This is a genomic window from Corynebacterium sp. KPL1995, assembly GCF_000477935.1.
In the GTDB taxonomy this organism is placed as follows: Bacteria; Actinomycetota; Actinomycetes; order Mycobacteriales; family Mycobacteriaceae; genus Corynebacterium; species Corynebacterium pseudodiphtheriticum.
Map to the genome: position 1 here is coordinate 1,621,354 of NZ_KI515715.1, position 18,666 is coordinate 1,640,019.

Annotated in this window: 16 protein-coding genes; 15 read left to right on the forward strand and 1 reads right to left on the reverse strand. The window is 52.0% G+C overall.

The features are described from left to right. Positions 1-132 precede the first annotated feature (132 nt). Positions 133-2,439: a polyribonucleotide nucleotidyltransferase gene (locus HMPREF1292_RS07175; protein ID WP_023019337.1), complete on the forward strand. Its 2,307-nt coding sequence runs from the start codon at positions 133-135 to the stop codon at positions 2,437-2,439. Between the two features lie 141 nt (positions 2,440-2,580). On the opposite strand, the gene HMPREF1292_RS07180 is transcribed toward HMPREF1292_RS07175, so the two are convergent. Then, positions 2,581-3,276, reverse strand: coding sequence for a hypothetical protein (locus tag HMPREF1292_RS07180; RefSeq protein WP_023019338.1), 696 nt, complete (start codon positions 3,274-3,276; stop codon positions 2,581-2,583). 145 nt (positions 3,277-3,421) lie between these two features. Here HMPREF1292_RS07180 and dapB point away from each other — a divergent pair, with 145 nt between their 5' ends. The 14 genes from dapB (at position 3,422) to HMPREF1292_RS07250 (ending at position 18,629) form a co-directional block, all read left to right on the forward strand. Further along, on the forward strand, positions 3,422-4,171 hold the full coding sequence (gene dapB, locus HMPREF1292_RS07185; RefSeq protein WP_021352647.1) for a 4-hydroxy-tetrahydrodipicolinate reductase: 750 nt from the start codon (positions 3,422-3,424) through the stop codon (positions 4,169-4,171). Between the two features lie 3 nt (positions 4,172-4,174). Continuing rightward, the gene (gene thyX, locus HMPREF1292_RS07190; protein ID WP_023019339.1) at positions 4,175-4,930 is read left to right on the forward strand and encodes an FAD-dependent thymidylate synthase; all 756 of its coding nucleotides are present in this window, start codon (positions 4,175-4,177) and stop codon (positions 4,928-4,930) included. Between the two features lie 117 nt (positions 4,931-5,047). Continuing rightward, positions 5,048-5,956 carry a 4-hydroxy-tetrahydrodipicolinate synthase gene (dapA, locus tag HMPREF1292_RS07195; RefSeq protein WP_023019340.1) on the forward strand — a complete coding sequence of 303 codons (909 nt, stop codon included), beginning with the start codon at positions 5,048-5,050 and terminating at the stop codon, positions 5,954-5,956. Further along, positions 5,957-8,221 (forward strand): ribonuclease J, encoded by a 2,265-nt coding sequence (locus HMPREF1292_RS07200; protein WP_023019341.1) that lies wholly within the window; start codon positions 5,957-5,959, stop codon positions 8,219-8,221. It abuts the gene before it with no gap. Positions 8,222-8,268: 47 nt separating this feature from the next. Further along, positions 8,269-8,895 carry a TIGR03085 family metal-binding protein gene (locus HMPREF1292_RS07205; RefSeq protein ID WP_023019342.1) on the forward strand — a complete coding sequence of 209 codons (627 nt, stop codon included), beginning with the start codon at positions 8,269-8,271 and terminating at the stop codon, positions 8,893-8,895. Between the two features lie 640 nt (positions 8,896-9,535). Further along, positions 9,536-12,508, forward strand: coding sequence for a DNA translocase FtsK 4TM domain-containing protein (locus HMPREF1292_RS07210; RefSeq protein ID WP_369707195.1), 2,973 nt, complete (start codon positions 9,536-9,538; stop codon positions 12,506-12,508). Between the two features lie 221 nt (positions 12,509-12,729). After that, on the forward strand, positions 12,730-13,746 hold the full coding sequence (locus tag HMPREF1292_RS07215; protein ID WP_027017882.1) for a TerC family protein: 1,017 nt from the start codon (positions 12,730-12,732) through the stop codon (positions 13,744-13,746). Positions 13,747-13,782: 36 nt separating this feature from the next. Beyond that, the gene (pgsA, locus tag HMPREF1292_RS07220) at positions 13,783-14,343 is read left to right on the forward strand and encodes a CDP-diacylglycerol--glycerol-3-phosphate 3-phosphatidyltransferase (RefSeq protein WP_023019345.1); all 561 of its coding nucleotides are present in this window, start codon (positions 13,783-13,785) and stop codon (positions 14,341-14,343) included. 1 nt (position 14,344) lies between these two features. Then, positions 14,345-14,845, forward strand: coding sequence for a CinA family protein (locus HMPREF1292_RS07225; RefSeq protein ID WP_023019346.1), 501 nt, complete (start codon positions 14,345-14,347; stop codon positions 14,843-14,845). Positions 14,846-15,017: 172 nt separating this feature from the next. Further along, positions 15,018-15,392, forward strand: a complete 375-nt coding sequence (locus HMPREF1292_RS07230) for a helix-turn-helix domain-containing protein (RefSeq protein WP_027017884.1) — start codon at positions 15,018-15,020, stop codon at positions 15,390-15,392. A 109-nt stretch (positions 15,393-15,501) separates the two neighbouring features. Continuing rightward, positions 15,502-16,377 carry a PspA/IM30 family protein gene (locus HMPREF1292_RS07235; protein WP_027017885.1) on the forward strand — a complete coding sequence of 292 codons (876 nt, stop codon included), beginning with the start codon at positions 15,502-15,504 and terminating at the stop codon, positions 16,375-16,377. 45 nt (positions 16,378-16,422) lie between these two features. Next, positions 16,423-16,638: a DUF3046 domain-containing protein gene (locus HMPREF1292_RS07240; RefSeq protein ID WP_021352635.1), complete on the forward strand. Its 216-nt coding sequence runs from the start codon at positions 16,423-16,425 to the stop codon at positions 16,636-16,638. 208 nt (positions 16,639-16,846) lie between these two features. Continuing rightward, positions 16,847-17,998, forward strand: coding sequence for a recombinase RecA (gene recA / locus HMPREF1292_RS07245; RefSeq protein WP_023019349.1), 1,152 nt, complete (start codon positions 16,847-16,849; stop codon positions 17,996-17,998). Further along, entirely contained in the window at positions 17,982-18,629 is a 648-nt protein-coding gene (locus HMPREF1292_RS07250) for a regulatory protein RecX (protein WP_051137463.1), read from the forward strand. Before recA ends, HMPREF1292_RS07250 begins: the two co-directional genes overlap by 17 nt. Positions 18,630-18,666: the final 37 nt, after the last annotated feature.

Below are 18,666 nucleotides of genomic sequence, written 5' to 3' on the forward strand. Positions count from 1 at the left end.
CTGATTCTGGCTTATAAAATCTGCCAGGAATATTTCCGAAATAGGTATAGGTCTTTTATAAGAGATAAAGATCTTTTGGCGGCTACGATGATCGTCACCAGGAACGAGCTCGTTTAAGAGCAAGGAGTTTGTATGAGCAGCAACCAGGCTGTGCAAAAATTTATTGATGAAGAAGTCGGAATCAACGGTGTAGAAACCACCATCGACAACGGGGACTTCGGAACCCGTACCATCCGATTTGAAACTGGGCAGCTTGCCCGCCAAGCAGATGGCTCGGTGACCACCTACTTGGATGACGAGACAATGATCTTGTCGACGACGACCGCCTCTTCCAAGCCGAAAGAGGGGCTAAATTTCTTCCCACTGACTGTCGATGTGGAAGAACGTATGTATGCTGCGGGCCGTATTCCGGGCAGTTTCTTCCGTCGTGAAGGTCGACCATCTACCGAGGCGATTTTGGCTTGTCGCTTGATTGACCGTCCGCTGCGTCCGACTTTCGTCAAAGGTTTGCGCAACGAGGTACAAAATGTCAACACAGTACTGTCGATAGCGCCGGGGGAATATTACGACGTGCTGGCCATCAATGGAGCTTCGGCAGCTACCCAGATTTCCGGATTACCGGTTTCTGGTGCGGTCGGAGCGGTTCGTATGGCTCTGCTGGCCGACGATGAACACCCAGAAGGCGCGTGGGTTGCCTTCCCGAACCATCAACAGCACCAGGAAGCGCTGTTTGAGATGGTTGTGGCAGGCCGAATCGTGGAGAAGAAAGAAGGCGGCCAGAAGAAGGGGCGTCGAAATTCTAAAGGCAATAAAGTTGCCAACAATGATGTGGCCATCATGATGGTGGAAGCTGGCGCGGGTGTGCAGGTAGCCGACCGTGTGGCTGCGGGAGCGCCGGCTCCAACCGAATCCACTGTCGCGCAGGGCCTGGAAGCAGCGAAGCCTTTTATCTCTCTACTGTGCCAGGCACAAACAGAATTGGCTAAGCAGGTTGCGAAAGAAACCGCGGAGTTCCCCTTGTTTAAGGAATATTCCGACGAAGTCTTTGAAGAAGTCGCAAAGAAGGCTCGCAAGAAGCTGCACAAGCTGCTATCGATTGGTGAGAAACAAGCCCGCGACGAAGCTATCAATGACTACATTGCTGAGTGGGACGAAGACCTCGCCGACGATATCGAAGAAAAATATGACATCGACGATGACGATGCGTTGTCGGAAATCCGTGCTGCATACAGTGCCTTGCAAAAAGAGATTGTCCGCGAAAAGATCTTGCGTGATGGCTACCGTGTAGATGGACGTCGCACCACTGACATCCGTGATTTGGAAGTGGAAGTCGAGTTAATTCCTCGAGCACACGGTTCTGCGTTGTTTGAGCGTGGCGAAACTCAGATCCTGGGGGTTACCACGTTGAACATGCTGGAGATGGTTCAGCGGGTAGATTCTTTGACCCCCGGTGAATCTAAGCGATACATGCACCATTACAACTTCCCACCATTCTCAACTGGTGAGACCGGCCGTGTCGGCTCCCCGAAACGCCGAGAAATTGGTCACGGAGCGCTTGCAGAGCGAGCGGTTGTGCCGGTAATTCCTTCACGCGAGGATTTTCCGTATGCCATTCGCCAGGTTTCTGAGGCGTTGGGATCAAATGGTTCGACTTCCATGGGATCTGTGTGCGCTTCTACCTTGTCGCTGTACAACGCTGGTGTCCCTTTGAAAGCACCTGTGGCTGGTATTGCTATGGGCCTGGTGTCCGGTGAAGTCGATGGTGAGGATCGCTTTGTCACCTTGACTGACATTTTGGGAGTGGAAGATGCATTCGGTGACATGGACTTTAAGGTTGCTGGTACGCCGGATTACATCACGGCTCTGCAATTGGATACCAAACTCGATGGCATTCCTTCTGACGTATTGGCCGAGGCTTTGGAACAGGCGCGCGAGGCACGCCTGACAATCCTAGAAACGATGACAGTTGTTATCGATTCACCGGATGCCTTGGCTGATACCGCACCTCGGGTGATCACCGTAAACATCCCACCTTCGAAGATTGGTGAATTGATCGGCCCTAAGGGCAAGACGATCAATGCCATCCACGACGAGACTGGTGCTGAAATCTCTATCGAAGACGATGGCACCGTCTATGTGTCGGCGGCTACCGGCGAGGAAGCAGACGCCGCGGTGGAAAAGATCAACGCCATTGCGAACCCACAGCTTCCTAAGGTTGGGGAGCGTTTTTTGGGAACCGTCGTGAAGACTGTAGCTTTCGGCGCGTTTATTTCGCTAATGCCAGGCCGTGATGGTCTGATGCATATCTCCAAGATCGGCGGTAGTCGTCGCATCGAAAAGGTTGAAGACGAAATTAACGTCGGAGACAAGGTGCAGGTCGAGATCGCTGATATCGATGATCGAGGCAAGATCTCACTGGTGCCGGTGGAGGAAGATTAAATTCCACACGGTCGTGGCCGGTGCAGTATAAACCGGTCACAATAAAGGCAGCGTTCCGAGCGGTAATTTACACCGTCGGAGGCTGCCTTTGTTATTACCCCGAGCTTGCCCGCGCGGGGACTAAAAACTGTTATTGGATATCTATTTCTGGATATCTACGACCACACGCGTTGGATTTTCCAGGCGGGTAACGGAATAGGGTCGTGGCTTATCTAAGCCAATGATGAACTTAGACTGAGCTTCGAAGGCTCCGGCTAATTTGACTTCGGCAACCGACCCGGCGCCCGGGAAGCTTGCATTGAGATCGATCCATTGCGCTTGCTTTTGTGGATCAATTGGGGCAGGGGTGCCTTCTATAGCGATATTTAAAGCTGTATTGCCTTGATACTCCACGGGAAAGCCGGAACCAGGTTGTGCCGGGGTGTCTGTGTAGTGTGTGAACCAACCTGGCTTGCCGACACCTGCGAACTCGAATACGACCCGGTCAAATCCTTGGTGGGTACCGATGCGCACATCCGTGGGGCTTAAATCACCAAGACCGTCAGGAAGGTCCTGCCGGTCTTCCATCGAAGGCGTGCCAAGCATCTGCGCACCTGTTGGCTGAGCTGATTCTTGACCACGCGCAGCGGTCGTGCGGGATGTATCTTGCGCGTCGTTTGTTTTGGTTGTCGTTTTGTTTTCGGTAGTTTCTGCTGGCTGTGGGGAGGTCGAGGTCACGGTGCTGGTTGGCCGCTGCGCGGAATTATCCGTATTGTCAGCGGTAGCGCATGCGCTTAACACCAATCCGGAAGTGATAATGGTGGCAGCCAAGCTGAGAAATGTCCGAGGAGTTTTCATGGTTCTAGTTTATCGTTTCTCTCGCAAATATTCGGCGAAAACTAAATACAGAGTCGATACAATTAGGTAACGAGATAGTCGGATCACTAAGCCATGCTAAAAAATATGCGCTCTCATCATGGGGCGTTCTACCTAAGGAAGATTTATGACCATTAAAGTCGGAGTATTAGGAGCACGAGGCCGCGTCGGCAGTGCGATTGTGGAAGCTATTGACGGAAGCGATGACCTGGAACTAGTTGCTGCTGTCGATAGAGATGACAGTCTGGACATTTTAGTGGAAAAGCAGGCTGAAGTCGTCGTTGATTTTACCCAGCCAGCTGTGGTCATGGGGAACTTACAATTCTGCCTAGCACGCGGTATCCATTGTGTTGTCGGGACCACGGGTTTTGACGAGGAGCGTCTGGAAGAGGTGAAGCATTGGGCTCAGGCGGATGGGGCTGGCCACGTGTTAATTGCACCGAATTTTGCAATCTCCGCTATTTTGACGATGCACTTTGCCCGTCAGGCCGCTGAATTTTTTGAGACCGCTGAAGTTGTGGAATACCACCACCCAACAAAACTTGATGCACCATCGGGTACCGCGATTCATACCGCGCAAGGCATTGCTCATGCGAGACGGCAAGCGAACATGCCGGAGATGCCGGATGCTACTGAGCAATCACTCGACGGCGCGCGTGGAGCAAACGTTGATGGGGTTCCAGTCCACGCAGTGCGCACCCGTGGGATGGTGGCACACGAAGAAGTGATCTTTGGTGCGCAAGGCCAATCGTTGACAATTCGACAAGATTCCTATGATCGGACATCCTTCGTTCCAGGCGTATTTACTGGTGTTCGTCAGATTAAAGATCACCCAGGTCTGACTGTGGGCCTGGAGAAATTCCTGGGCCTGAATTAGCACATGGCCACATCTAAGAACCTGAAAGTAGATCTTCTCGCTGCTACTCAATTTTTTCCCCCACAGGATCCAGAGATAAATTGGCAAGCAGACTCTTCTGCAACGGATGCTGAATCTCTAGTGGAATTCGCTGGTCGTGCATGTTATGAAACGTTCGCGAAGCCAAACCCACATACCGCTGCTAATGATGCTTATTTGCACCACATCATGGAAGTAGGGCACACCGCGCTACTGGAACACGCCACCGCGACACTGTATATTCGTGGGATTTCGCGCTCAGTGAGCCATGAACTTGTTCGGCATCGGCACTTTTCTTTTAGCCAGCTCTCGCAGCGGTTTGTGCATTCGGGAGACGCACAATTCGTTATGCCGGATGCGGTTGCGGGGGATGAGGAATTATCTCGTTTAGTGGAACAAGCAGTAGATGATTCTCGATTTATCTACAACGAGTTGCTTGCTGCTCTGGAAGAAAGACTTTCCGGCGAGCCAAATGCCTTGTTACGCAAAAAACAGGCTCGGCAAGCAGCGCGTGCTGTGTTACCAAATGCGACGGAATCGCGCATTGTGGTGACGGGAAATTACCGCACGTGGCGGCACTTTATTGGTGCACGCGCGAGTGAGCACGCGGACGTGGAAATGCGCAGTCTGGCGGTCGAGTGTCTGCGGTTGCTTCAGAAACAAGCGCCATCGTTGTTTTCAGATTTCTATATCAGTGCGTTATCGGATGGTACCTATATGGCGGCTAGCCCTTATGCCTAGCCAACGTTCAGACTGAATATTCCTAGGGTGCCTAAACACGGTCGAAAACCAAATCATACGCTCCAAAGGGTGCGCCGGTTCGTGGTTGGGCGTGGTTAACGGGTAACCTAGAGCAGCATGAGCACAGGTTTGACAGTCAAGACTGGAGTCGAGACATTCGGCAGCGTCAGTGTTGCCATGGTGACCCCGTTCGATAAGGACGGTGCCTTGGATATACCGGCTGCTCGAAAACTAGCCGCTCACTTGGTGGATAACGGCCTGGATGCCCTTGTAGTATCCGGTACCACCGGAGAGTCACCGACTACGACGGTGGACGAGAAACTTGAACTTCTGAAGGCTGTCAAAGATGAGGTCGGTGACCGTGCCAAGATTATGGCAGGTGTCGGTACGAATAACACGGCAACTACGATCGATCTAGCAAAAAAGTCCGCTGAAGCGGGAGCCGATTCTTTGTTAGTGGTCACGCCGTATTATTCGAAGCCAAGTCAGGCGGGCCTTATCGCTCATTACACAGCGGTGGCGCAGGCAACCGATTTGCCCATCAGTTTGTATGACATTCCTGGACGCTCGGGCATCTCAGTGGAGTCGGACACGATTGCCGAACTTGCTAAGTTGCCCACCATCAAAGCAGTCAAAGACGCCAAAGGTGATCTGCATGCTGCTTGTAACCTCATGCAAGAAACTGGACTCGCATGGTATTCCGGTGACGACCCGGCCAATTTGCCGTGGCTGTCCGTCGGGGCCAGCGGCTTTATTTCCGTTATCGGACACGCCGCGCCACGAGCTTTGCGTGAGTTGTACGACTCATATGACGAGGGAAATCTCGCCCGTGCGCGAGAAATCCACACAAATGTATTAACACCGTTAATCCAGGCGCAGCAGCGTCTGGGAGGTGCCAATTTTGCTAAAGCAGCCCTGCGCGAACAGGGAATTGAAGTAGGCGAACCACGTCTGCCACTCGCTCCGTTAGACGACGAGCAGGTGGATGGGTTACGCCGTGATTTGGACCAAGCTGGAGTCTTATAGATGACTGAATCTCGCACCCGTTCCCGGAAAGTTTCCCGAAAAGCGGGGCCACCGGAGGACGTTGCAACCGTAGCGCAATCACTGTCACAATCTAGTGGTGCCACTGATACCGCACCAAGCCCTTCGTTCAAGCCACCAGAGGCGAATTCACAGTCTGGTGGATCCGACGACGATGGTGCTGGTAACAACCAAAACCGACAGAAGTCGAACAAGCCTAATAAACAGGGGGCGCAGAAGCAGGGCAAACCCAATAAGCCGGATAACAAAAAATCTGGCAAGAATCCCCGCTCTAATAACCGGGAAGACTCTGGTTCGAATAAACAAGGCGCCGCTAAAGACAGCGAAAACAACCATGGCGACGGCAAGGACAATAACGGAGGCAACTCCGCTAAAGGTCGTGGCCGTGGCTCCCGTGGGCGAAATAACCGTGGCCGTGGTGGCAACAACCAGGGTAGCGGTAACAACCAGGGCGGCAACAACAATCGTGGTCGCCGTAACGTACCGAAATCGATGCAAGGCGCTGATCTCACCAAACGCCTGCCAGAACCACCCCAGCTGCAAAAAGGCTCGCTGCGTATGTACGCTCTTGGTGGAATTTCGGAGATTGGTCGCAACATGACCGTCTTTGAGTACGATGGCAAGTTGCTGATCATCGACTGTGGCGTGTTATTCCCGTCGTCTGGAGAACCAGGCGTCGACTTGATCTTGCCTGACTTCGGCCCGATCGAAAAGAAGATCGATAAGGTAGAAGCGCTTGTTGTGACACACGCGCACGAAGACCACATTGGGGCTATCCCATGGCTGCTGAAGCTGCGGCCAGATATTCCAATTGTGGCTTCGAAATTCACTTTGGCGTTGATTGCTGCGAAGACTAAAGAACACCGCCAGAAGCCGAAGATGGTGGAAGTTAACGAAAAGTCAGATGTCAGCTACGGTCCGTTCCGTTGCCGTTTCTGGGCTGTCAATCACTCCATCCCAGACGCGCTGGGAATCATGTTGAACACCCCAGCTGGTTCAATCATTCACACGGGCGATATTAAGCTGGATCAGACCCCATTGGACAATCGCCCGACAGATCTTCCAGCCTTGTCACGTTATGGTGACGAAGGCGTAGACCTAATGCTGTGTGATTCCACCAATGCAACCGTTCCTGGTGTTTCTGCTACCGAGGCAGATATCGCTCCGACGTTGAAGCGGATTGTGGCGTCTGCGAAAAACCGTGTGATCGTTGCGTCATTTGCATCTAACGTTTACCGTGTGCAGGCCGCCATTGATGCCGCGGTAGCAGCGCACCGTAAGGTCGCTTTTAACGGACGCTCGATGCTGCGAAACATGGAGATCGCGGAAAAGATGGGGTACCTACGTGTACCAAAAGGAACCATCATCCCGATTGAAGAAGCCTCAAAGATGGCCCCGCACAAGACGATGCTCATCACTACCGGCACGCAGGGTGAGCCGATGGCTGCATTGTCGCGCATGGCTCGTCGCGAGCATAGGCAGATCACCGTTCGAGCAGGAGATCTTATTATCCTGTCTTCCTCGCTGATCCCTGGTAACGAAGAAGCAGTTTTTGGCGTGATGAATATGCTTTCGCAGATCGGCGCTGAGCTGATTACCAACGCAGATGCTAAGGTGCACTCGTCGGGCCACGGTTATGCTGGTGAACTGTTATTCCTCTATAACGCAGCGCGACCAAAAAATGCATGGCCAGTCCACGGTGAATGGCGGCATCTACGTGCCAACAAAGAGCTTGCCATTTCTACCGGGGTTCCGCGCGAGAGAGTCATGTTGGCCCAGAATGGCGTGGTCATTGATATGGCTAACGGTAAAGCAGAGGTTGTCGGACAAAAGACCGTTGGAAACCTCTACGTTGATGGCCTAAATATGGGCAACGTCGATGCGGATACCTTGGCTGACCGTACGAGCTTGGGCGCTGGTGGCGTCGTTTCTATTACGTGCGTGGTCGATAACCGAACTTCACAGCTTTTGGAGCGCCCACGTGTGGAGACAACGGGCTTTGCAGAAGATGATCGTGCCTTGATCCCGCAGGTTGTCGAGCTCGTGGATAATACGATGAATGATCTTGCTGCGGAAGGTGAAAACGACACCTACCGCATGGTGCAGAAGTTGCGCCGGAAAGTATCTCGCTTCATCGAGCAAAATTGGAAACGCGAACCTGTTATCCTTCCGACCGTTGTACCAATGGCTTCGGAAATAGAGATCGTCGACGACGAAGAAGTCGATAATTCTCGCGAGTCCGTCTAAGCTCGCTTTCCTCAGTAAGACATGTTTCCCAGGGTACCCTGGGAAACATGTCTTTTTCTGATTCGGAACGCCAATGCTTGGCAGACTTAATGCTCAAACGTGGTCCTGATGCCCCAACCTTATGTTCGGGTTGGAAGACAGCAGATTTAGCAGCGCACTTGTGGGTGCGCGAACATCGTCCGGATGCGGCGTTAGGTATGTTTGTCCCGTCATTGTCGTCGCATCTTAGGAAAGTGCAAGAAAAGGCAAAGGCACAGCGTTACGAGCAGCTTGTAGAAAATTGGCGGCAGGGGCCTCCGCAGTTTTCCTTATTCCGATTGGTTGAAGCGAAGGTTAATGCAGTAGAAAACTTTGTTCACCATGAAGATGTCCGCCGTGCGGAACCGAATTGGCAACGGCGGGAAATTAGCTTGGAGGGGGAGAAATCCTTAGCCAGAGCCTTGCCCCTGCTTGCTAAAACAACGCTGGGGAGATCTCGACTACCCATCATTCTCTCTGCGACTGGTTTCCCACCATTGACCTTCGGTGGAAGCTGGGGCGTAGTCGATAAGGGTGATGATGTGGTGCGTGTGTCAGGGGATATTGGTGAATTGATCTTGTGGGGATTTGGACGTAATGCAGTCAGCGTTGAGATCACAGGGGAAGAGAGCGCTATCGTTCGATCAAGCTTTTAGACTTGACTAACAGTTGTGTAAGTTAATGCACGAAATTGGTGTGGCGCTTGGGGATATTGGGCATTGAGGCATTAGGGTATGGGGCATGTCTGTAAAGTCCACCAGCCCTCGCAATCATCGTGGTGGCGGCGAGCGTAACAAAGCCCGCGCCAACTCGACTCGCCCGGCTCCGCGCACCCGCTCTGGTCGCACAGCCGGGAAAAAATTAAGTTCTGGAATGCCGGAAAAGACTGGTGGAGATCCCGCGAAATCTAGGGAGGAGAATTCTGATTCTGCAAACCTAGAAACTGTAGTTTTTGGTTCTGCGCAACGTGCAGCCAATACTTCGCATGAACGTACGGGAAGTGCTTTCCGTGCTGTGGGCTCAGGTATTGCCACTGCATTTTCGAAAACATCAGGTGCGCTCAAAAAGTTCGGAAATATTGGCCAGGATGATGACGATTACGAGGCATATGCCGACTACGACGACTTGACCGATGGTGTCGACACAGATGCCGATGCTACCGAAATGGGCCGGCAAGCAGCTGGCAGGAACAAGAAGCGGAAAAATTCACCTGCAGGATTAGACGAAGATCTCTACTCGACAGACATGACGGGCAAGAAGGCTAAGACAAAAAAGGGACAACGTAGTTCAGGCGTGATGGCGCAATCACGAGAAAAGAAACGCGCGACCGATAATCATGTGTCAGCTGATGGCTTAGACCAGCAGAGTGATGATGCACACGCTGAGCAGACTGGGGGGAGTGAGGTTGCTGCCTCCGAGTCAGCTCTCCCTGCGGTGAAGCCGGAGGCGGGCGTACCTTCGTCACGCTCTGATGCGATTGCCTTAACACTGATTGGTGTTGCCATCGTTCTGGGTGCTTCTGTGTGGCTTGATATCGCTGGATTTATTGGTCGGGCCATCGCGACGGCCACCCATGCCGTGTTGGGGGCCGGTGCCTTCATTATCCCCGTCGCGCTCATTCTCGCAGCATCGGCGTTGTTTTCCGGCAGACGCGTGGCTGTAGAACACAGGGTTCGTGTATCCATGGGGACTGCGTTGATCGTTATTTCTATGCTCGGATTGATCCATCTATTTTCCGGAGCACCAGCAGAATGGCCGGAACGATTTGTCGCTGGTGGTGCACTCGGGGCATGGACAGGCGGAGCATTAGCTGCTGGATTCAGTCCCTATGTTGCTGTTCCTCTGTTGTTCCTAGTCATTATTTATGGTGCATTGAAGGTCACCGGAATTACGGTCAAAGAGTTTACTGAGTATTTGCGTAATGTAATTTCTGGAAATAGCAACAAAAATTTGGATGCTGATCCCGATCGGGAGTCGGTCGGCGGCCACAATGAATACGGGGATGCCTACGGGCGAGCGAACGACGAAATTGCAGCCATTGCATCTGGAGCACAACGCACGCCACGTCGACGCGCGCCGTTGCGGACGAATCCAGTGGCTTCGCAGTCTAAGCGGCCAGGTTTCACAACAACCCAGTCAAGCACCGCAGGGACACACGATGTAGTTGCTAATGCTAAGAAGAGCACCGGACTTTTTCCTCGCATCGAACAACCATCTCAGGTAGAGCACACTGAGGTGCTTTCCAGTAATGGTTCTCGAGAACATCAGGAGCAGGTTTCGAAGACTGCTGCTGGTTTGGAAAATGCGCCGACGGCAAGTGATACGGATGAGTTTCCTGCGATCTTGGACAGTCCAACGAGGTCCAGGTCTGCTCGTACGGAACCAGAAGTAGAGAAGACAGAAGAGCTGCCTCTAGCGCCAGAAGATGCTGTGGACCAAGCTCAATCCGGGCTGCAACAAAAGCAAGCTGCAGAAAACCCGCGCACCGTGGATACCAAGTACCAGGATACGGCGCGACAAACTCGTGTGCTCGGAGTAAAACCGCAGTCTGGCGCTCGTCAGCCTGAGGCGCAACAAGCAACCCAGGTTGGTTTGGCGTCGCAGATTAATGATGGACCGCGTGAAGACGCAGGCGCGACTCAGCAAGCATCGAAATTGGCCACTGAATATACGATTCCTTCTGCAGGTCTATTGGAACCGGGGCGAGCTCCGAAAACCCGGACGGAGATAAATGACCGCACAATTGAAGCCATCGATGCATGTTTTGCGGAATTTAAGGTTGATGCGCAGGTCACCGGTTTTACCCGTGGGCCAACAGTGACGCGTTATATCGTTGAGCTTGGGCCAGGTGTGAAGGTTAGCAAGATTACGAACTTGCAATCGAACCTTGCCTACGCGGTAGCCACTGGCAGTGTGCGTATTCTCGCTCCGATCCCCGGAAAGTCTGCAGTCGGTATCGAAGTGCCGAATTCCGACCGGGAGATCGTTCGCTTGCGTGATGTCCTGGAATCTGAGGTTATCGCGGGAGATGAAGATCCGACATTGGTTGGGTTGGGTAAAGATATTGAAGGCGAATTCATCTCGTCGTCGATTCAGAAAATGCCCCATTTGCTGGTCGCCGGTTCGACTGGTTCTGGTAAATCGGCTTTCGTTAATGCGATGTTGGTTTCACTGTTAACTCGCGCCACTCCGGATGATGTTCGGTTGATCCTGGTGGACCCCAAGATGGTGGAATTGACCCCGTATGAGGGCATCCCGCATTTGATTACACCGATTATCACGCAACCGAAGAAAGCCGCAGCGGCGTTGCAGTGGTTGGTGGAAGAAATGGAGCAGCGCTACCAAGACATGCGCTCGGCGCGCGTGCGTCATATTAAGGATTTCAACCACAAAGTGCGCACCGGTGAGGTGCAAGCCCCGGCGGGGTCCGAACGGAAGATGGAACCGTACCCATTCATCGTGTGCGTGGTGGACGAGTTAGCAGATCTTATGATGACGGCCCCGAAGGAGATCGAGGAATCCATCGTGCGGATCACGCAAAAAGCGCGTGCAGCTGGTATTCACTTGGTCCTTGCTACGCAACGTCCATCGGTAGATGTCGTTACTGGTCTAATCAAGACTAACGTGCCGTCGCGGTTGGCGTTCGCGACTTCGTCTTCCACAGACTCGCGTGTGATCCTGGATCAAACAGGCGCAGAGTCGCTTATTGGTATGGGTGATGGTTTATTCATTCCACAGGGTGGAAGGCCAGTGCGTATGCAGGGTGCATTTGTGTCCGACGATGAGGTGTACGCCGTCGTCGAGGCAGCGAAGGAGCAAGGGGAACCGGACTATACCGAGGGCGTTACCGAGGACAAACAAGCCGAGGCGAAAAAAGCAATCGATGATGATATCGGCAAGGATATGGACGACTTGCTGGAAGCCGTCGAGCTTGTGGTGACTTCCGGATTAGGCTCAACATCTATGTTGCAGAGGAAGCTACGTATCGGTTTTGCAAAAGCTGGGCGCCTGATGGACCTCATGGAAACCCGCGGAATCGTCGGCCCATCGGAGGGCTCGAAGGCGCGCGAAGTATTAACGAAGCCAGAAGAACTTGACACTACGATTTGGATGATCAAGGGAGCAGATCCGGCCGACGCCCCGCGAGAAGTGCAAGAGCAGCAGAATCAGGGGCAGCCAGATAACGTTGTCGAGGACTCCGCTGGTGACACGGATGGTTCAGCTCATATTACAAAAGCTACGTATAATCCAACGTCACAAGCTTTTTAGCGCATTGAATAACCACATCTTTGGTTCAGTGCGCTAGACTGTTGTGCAGTCCATGGAGGGGAGTATCCTCGACGCGACAGTAATCGTCAACACGGTACGAAGCCTTCTGTACCCGGTTCTGTCGGCCCAGTATGAGCGCATTGAGGCTCCTAAGAGCTCGTAATTATGCGGATACTGCGGTAGGAGAGACCTCTGGTCCATCTACATGCTGACCGGAGGTCATGGTGGGAGTACCACTTTTTATTTGGTTGATTACGATCGCTGTCATCGCAGGGTTCTTCATTTTCGATTTCTATAGTCACGTGCGCACGCCACACGCGCCGACACTAAAAGAAGCTGGCTTTTGGTCGGCGTTTTATATTGGTCTGGCTCTTCTTTTCGGTGCGGTCGTGTGGTTTGGCTGGGATGCTGAGCATGGAATCGAGTACCTTACGGGCTATGTGACTGAGAAAGCCTTGTCAATCGATAATCTCTTTGTCTTTGCATTGATTATCGGAGCTTTCCAAGTGCCTCGTAAGTATCAACAAAAAGTATTGTTGATCGGCATTGTTTTGGCTCTCGTTTTTCGCTTGATATTCATTCTGGCTGGTTCTGCCTTGATCTCTGCATGGTCCGATATCTTCTATATATTCGCGATCTTTTTGCTGTATATCGCGATTAAACTTGTCGTTGATGAGTTTCGGGATAAGCCAGAAACCCATCCGAATGACATGTTTATCATCAAAGCAATACGCAAGATTATGCCAGTGACAAAGGACTATCACGGGGATAAATTGGTCGTTCGTAAGTCCGGAAAAACCGCTGTCACACCGCTTCTGGTAGCACTGTTGGCAATTGGGTTTATCGACGTCATGTTTGCTTTTGATTCAATTCCGGCAATTTACGGTATTACGACCGAGGCTTACCTGGTGTTTGCTGCAAATGCCTTTTCGTTGATGGGACTGCGTCAGCTGTATTTCCTTCTCGACGGGTTGCTAGATCGCTTGATCTATCTGGCGTACGGATTAGGCGTGATCCTAGGATTTATTGGCATCAAACTTCTGCTGCATGCACTGCATGAAAACAACCTGCCTTTTATTAACGGTGGCGAGAATCTTGCAGTGCCAGAAGTATCCACGGTCGGTTCGCTAGTGTTCATTGTTGCGACATTGGTTGTGACCGTTATTGCCTCGATCATTAAATCTCGTCGCGATGTAGCTCAAGGTGCCGTTGATACCCGCAAAGCCGCGGGGGTATGACCAGACGCGTAACGCTGAAGGGGTAAGGTTCTAGGTGTGAGTACCACATCTGCGAAGCCGTCTAACCTAAATCTCCCGAACGTTCTCACGAGTATGCGGATCGCTTTTATACCGGTCTTTGTATGGCTCGTCCTTGCAGGCGGGGGAACCGAAATCGCTTGGATGTGGGCTGCTTTCCTGGTTTTTGCGGCTCTTATGGTCACGGACAAACTCGATGGAGATATAGCCCGAGCGCGCGGGCTCGTGACGAACTTCGGCAAAATTGCAGACCCTATTGCCGATAAAGCACTCATGACGGCAGCCTTAGTCAGCTTGAATGTCATCGGCGAGTTGCCAGTTTGGATCACTGTTGTAATCCTCGTTCGCGAATTTGGCATAACAGTTTGGCGTTTTGCCTTGCTGCGTCAAGGAAAAGTGGTTCCTGCTAGCCAAGGAGGGAAGCTCAAGACGGCGCTCCAGTCTCTCGCAGTTGCCCTATATCTTTGTCCACTGCCAAGTTGGATGAATATTCCGACGTTGCTTGTAATGTTAGCCGCCGTTGCAGTTACTTTATGGACGGGATACGTCTATCTTCGGGATTCTCAACGGGAGAATTAGTGTGAGTGAAGCAGACGAAAACTTTATTAATGCTGGAACGGTGCTTGGGGTATTGGAATCACGGGGGCAGACTCTAGCTACCTGTGAGTCTTTGACTGCCGGTGCGCTGGCAGCACGGATAGCCGATATCCCGGGGGCTTCGGCAGTGTTACGAGGTGGGTTGGTGACTTATTCTGCGGATCTGAAAACTTCTTTAGCTAGAGTCGATGCCGAAGTGATTGCACATTATGGTGTTGTCTCTGCAGAATGTGCGAGGGCAATGGCCGCCGGAGCCCGCATAGTTTGTGAGAGTGATTGGGCTGTGTCTCTGACTGGTGTGGCTGGGCCAGGGGCTGCGGACGGTCACGCTTCTGGTGATGTTTATGTTGCGGTAGCCGGCCCGAAGATGGGAAACGGCGAATCGGCTTTCTATCAATGGCCGGATGTCTCGCGTGCGCAGGTTCGTGGTAATGCTGTGGATGCTGCAATTCAGCTTTTATACGAGAAAATCACTTTGCACTAGAGCACCTTAAATTAACCATAGATTCTTGTTCCTTCGTGCTAGACAGCTCTCGAAAATGCTTTTGCTTAAACCGGTAAAGTCCGTCCTTCGCGTGAAAGGTCGTTGTATACTTGCCGAAGATCCCACATTTCGAGTGGGAACAAATAATGAACTCGAATCGTTGGAATTAGTGATGGCAACTCAATCAGTAGTACTCGATACTCCGATTATCACCGGAGAGCGCACTGCGTATCATGAACGTCTGGCGCAGCCGGAACCGTTATTGCGGCAAGCCTTAGGGCTCGCGCTGCGTGCTTTTCGCGCCGATAAAGGTGTCACGTTGCGTGAACTTGCGAAAGCGGCTCGGGTTTCGCCGGGCTATATTTCCGAGCTAGAGCGCGGACGCAAGGAAGTCTCGTCGGAACTATTAGCATCTGTCTGTCACGCGTTGAATGCAACTGTTGCTGACGTGCTCATCGAAGCTGCTGGAAATATGGCAATGACTTCGGTAGACCAAGAACTGGCGAAAGCTTCCCCGGCTGCAGCAGAACCAGTCTCGGAGCTGTAGAATTCGCGCAGTTCGTCGGTCCATTGATTCCGTTGATTTGTGGTTCTATAGGGACTGCGAGACCTACTTATTGACCTCGATACGCACATAGGAAGGCGTTTGATTAAGCATGGCTAATCCTTTCAGTAAAGCATGGAACTACTTCATGGCTCTGTTCGATTCCAAGATCGACGAACATGCGGATCCGAAAGTTCAGATCGAGCAGGCGATTAGCGACGCAAAACGCCAGCACCACGAATTATCGCAGCAGGCAGCTGCTGTTATTGGTAACCAGCGGCAATTAGAAATGCAGTTGAACCGCCGCCTTAATGAGGTCGAAAAACTTCAGTCCAATACTAAACAGGCTCTTGAACTGTCAGATAAGGCTCGCCGCGAGGGCGATGAGCGCAAGGCAGTTGAATACGAAAATGCTGCTGAAGCTTTTGCTGCACAACTGGTGACTGCAGAACAATCCGTGGAAGAGACTAAGCAGCTACACGATCAGGCGCTAAAACAGGCGGATCAAGCCAAGCAGGCAGTTGAACGGAACAACATGCAACTGCAAGAAAAGTTCCAGCAACGGTCGAAGTTGTTGAGCCAGCTGGAACAGGCCAAGATGCAGGAGAAGGTTTCGGAGTCGTTGAACTCCATGAACAATCTCACCAATGATTCTTCTCCTTCACTCGATAGTGTGCGCGACAAGATTGAGCAACGTTATTCTCGTGCTCTCGGTCAAGCTGAGTTGTCCGAGAATTCAGTTCAGAATCGCATGCACGAGGTCAAGCAGGCCGGTATCCAGATGGCAGGGCATTCGCGACTCGAGCAGATTCGTGCGGAGATGGCTGGCTCGAACTCTGCGCAACAATCCGTCACGCAAGGGCAATCTACTGCCCCGAAACAAGTGGAATCTGGACAGCAAGCCAGCTCCCAGACGCAGCAGAATTCACAGCCACAGGTTTCACAAGATGAGATTGCGAAACGTATGCGTGAGCTCCGTGGCGAATAAGTCACATCAGCACCAATAAGATGTCGATTTTAAGGCGGTGACGTTATGCGGTTAACCGAATTCAGTCGCCTGCTCAATGATGAGTTTGGCGAAACTCAGGCGAAATGGATAGCGCATTCACATGTGTTAACAGGCCGTGAAGCTACTGCCGACGAACTCATCGACGCGGGATGTGATCCGGCAGAAATTTGGGATGGAATCATGCATGATTTTCGTATTCCAGAAGAACGTCGCCTAGGTAAAGATAATCCCGGCTGGTAAGGGTCCTGCTACCGCATGAATCCCGCGTCGCCAGGTGCAAAACCGGTTAGCTGGGGCAGGATGATCCGTGGAACCAAAAGTAAGCGGACGCAGTCTAATTGATATGCAGTACAGGAAAATGACGATCGCGGTTGCATGACAGTACATGCCGACGCGGTTAATTGATGTGATTAGGTACTCTCCATGAGTCCTAGTGAAAGTAGAGGAAATGGCAACAAAGAAAAAAACTAATAGCAAGAAATCCGATAACGCCGGGGCAGACCGCCAGAAGGCCTTAGATGCCGCGATGGCGATGATCGAGAAGGACTACGGCAAGGGTGCGGTTATGCGTTTGGGTGACGATGACCGTCCTCCAATCCAGGCGATCTCATCCGGTAATACCGCAATCGACGTCGCATTGGGGATTGGAGGATTCCCGCGTGGTCGAGTCGTGGAAATCTATGGCCCAGAATCGTCGGGTAAAACGACTGTAACTTTGCATGCGATTGCAGAAGCTCAGAAGGCAGGCGGTATTGCGGCGTTCATCGATGCTGAGCACGCGCTCGATCCGGAATACGCTCGACTCTTAGGCGTCGACACCGATAACTTGCTGGTCTCGCAACCAGATACTGGAGAGCAAGCATTAGAAATTGCGGATATGTTGATTCGTTCCGGCGCAATCGACATCATCGTGGTGGACTCGGTTGCCGCCTTGACACCAAAGGCCGAGATCGAAGGCGAGATGGGAGATTCGCACGTCGGACTGCAAGCGCGCTTGATGTCGCAGGCATTGCGGAAGATGACTGGCGCTTTGTACAACTCTGGTACCACCGCGATCTTCATTAACCAGCTGCGCGAGAAAATTGGTGTGATGTTTGGCTCACCAGAAACCACCACTGGTGGCAAAGCTTTGAAGTTCTATTCTTCAGTTCGTTGCGATATTCGTCGAATCCAAACTCTAAAAGACGGCCAAGATGCGATCGGCAACCGGACAAAAATCAAGATTGTCAAAAACAAAGTTTCGCCACCGTTTAAGGTCGCTGAATTTGACATCATGTATGGTGAAGGTATCTCACGTGAGTCTTCGATCATTGATCTGGCCGTAGAAAACAATATCGTGAAAAAATCTGGTTCCTGGTTCACCTACGAAGGGGAGCAGCTTGGCCAAGGAAAAGAAAAAGTCCGTCAGTTCCTGAAATCGAACCCTGATTTGAGTGATGAACTAGAGCAAAAGATTTTCCAGAAGCTTGGAATTGGTAAATACGCAGCCAAGAATAATAAGGATGCCGAAAACTTCGATGTTCCAGGATCAGATACACCATTGAGCGATAACGCAGACGTTAATGACGGTGCGCCAGATTTCGATGACTCCGAAGAGTAACCAGCCTGCGCATCAATCTCGTGGCGATTCGCAGCCGAGTGCACGAAAAATTACGCAGTTGCGGGATGCCATTGCCGCACACACCGCCAAAAACTCGGATGGTTCGGCTTTCATCGATCGCGAGCTAGAAGAAGCAAAAACACCGGTGCGCAAGAAGGCCCTCGGCCTACTCAATTACCGTGCACGCTCCACGCAGGAGCTGCGCGGTAAACTTCTCGATGCAGAATTCGAAGCAGAGGTTATCGACGAAGTCATCGCTGATTTAGAACATTCTGAATTATTGAATGACGAGAAATTTGCACACGAGTGGGTCCATCAGCGACACCAGCGACGTGGGAAGACACGGTTGGTGCTCGACCATGAATTGGCGGACAAGGGCATCGCCCCGGGGATTAGGGCGCAGGCACTAGAACAAATCGATGACGACGACGAGGCCGCGCTCGCAGAAACCTTGGCAAGGAAAAAAGCCAAGAAGGTAAAGCGAGTGGAAGATCGTGCAGATTATGACAAAGAGCTGCGGAAAATTGTCGGGGTTCTTGCGCGGCGAGGTTTTGGCCAGGGGATGGCACTCGGCATTGCACGACAAGCTCTCGACAAGCGATGTGATGAGTTAGGAACCGAAGTTCGCTAGGGTTTGGCCCAGACCGGCAGCAAATCACGATGAGAAC

Bases quoted from the DNA above. Each gene is read 5' to 3' on its own strand.
- HMPREF1292_RS07175 (WP_023019337.1), top strand. From the start codon at position 133: ATGAGCAGCAACCAGGCTGTGCAAAAATTTATTGATGAAGAAGTCGGA.
- HMPREF1292_RS07180 (WP_023019338.1), bottom strand. From the start codon at position 3,276: ATGAAAACTCCTCGGACATTTCTCAGCTTGGCTGCCACCATTATCACT.
- dapB (WP_021352647.1), top strand. From the start codon at position 3,422: ATGACCATTAAAGTCGGAGTATTAGGAGCACGAGGCCGCGTCGGCAGT.
- thyX (WP_023019339.1), top strand. From the start codon at position 4,175: ATGGCCACATCTAAGAACCTGAAAGTAGATCTTCTCGCTGCTACTCAA.
- dapA (WP_023019340.1), top strand. From the start codon at position 5,048: ATGAGCACAGGTTTGACAGTCAAGACTGGAGTCGAGACATTCGGCAGC.
- HMPREF1292_RS07200 (WP_023019341.1), top strand. From the start codon at position 5,957: ATGACTGAATCTCGCACCCGTTCCCGGAAAGTTTCCCGAAAAGCGGGG.
- HMPREF1292_RS07205 (WP_023019342.1), top strand. From the start codon at position 8,269: ATGTCTTTTTCTGATTCGGAACGCCAATGCTTGGCAGACTTAATGCTC.
- HMPREF1292_RS07210 (WP_369707195.1), top strand. From the start codon at position 9,536: ATGGCGCAATCACGAGAAAAGAAACGCGCGACCGATAATCATGTGTCA.
- HMPREF1292_RS07215 (WP_027017882.1), top strand. From the start codon at position 12,730: ATGGTGGGAGTACCACTTTTTATTTGGTTGATTACGATCGCTGTCATC.
- HMPREF1292_RS07230 (WP_027017884.1), top strand. From the start codon at position 15,018: ATGGCAACTCAATCAGTAGTACTCGATACTCCGATTATCACCGGAGAG.
- HMPREF1292_RS07235 (WP_027017885.1), top strand. From the start codon at position 15,502: ATGGCTAATCCTTTCAGTAAAGCATGGAACTACTTCATGGCTCTGTTC.
- HMPREF1292_RS07240 (WP_021352635.1), top strand. From the start codon at position 16,423: ATGCGGTTAACCGAATTCAGTCGCCTGCTCAATGATGAGTTTGGCGAA.
- recA (WP_023019349.1), top strand. From the start codon at position 16,847: ATGGCAACAAAGAAAAAAACTAATAGCAAGAAATCCGATAACGCCGGG.
- HMPREF1292_RS07250 (WP_051137463.1), top strand. From the start codon at position 17,982: ATGACTCCGAAGAGTAACCAGCCTGCGCATCAATCTCGTGGCGATTCG.